This is a genomic window from Streptomyces sp. NRRL F-2664, from assembly GCF_000719345.1.
In the GTDB taxonomy this organism is placed as follows: domain Bacteria; phylum Actinomycetota; class Actinomycetes; order Streptomycetales; family Streptomycetaceae; genus Streptomyces.
This window is the reverse complement of record NZ_JOFX01000466.1, coordinates 1-315: the sequence shown is the minus strand read 5'-3', so window position 1 is coordinate 315 and position 315 is coordinate 1. Positions and strand designations below refer to the sequence as shown.

Here is a 315-nt window from a genome sequence, read left to right as displayed (position 1 = left end):
GTTGGTGACCTTGAGCTTCGTCCCGACGGGGAAGGTGCCGCTGCTTGCCGCCGGCGGCCCGGCCTCGCCGGACAGGGTCACCGTCGACCCCGGGCACACGACCTCGCCGGCGGCCGGCGGCGCCTGTCCGCCCGGCGCCGCGGCCGGCCCGCTCGTCCTGGCCCCGCCGGCCGCGGGAGCCGCGGGAGCCGCGGGAGCCGGCGCGCTGCCGCCGCCCACGCGCTCGACGCGGGCCCGCCGGATGAGGTTCTTGCCGGGTTCGCGGACCTTGTCGAAGGCGGCGTTGTTGAGCAGGACGCAGCTGCCGGAGGGGCC

1 pseudogene is annotated in these 315 nt (G+C 79.4%); it reads right to left on the bottom strand.

What is annotated here, in order from left to right:
• Positions 1-315: pseudogene (locus IF89_RS0136540) on the bottom strand (hypothetical protein); the annotation flags it as partial.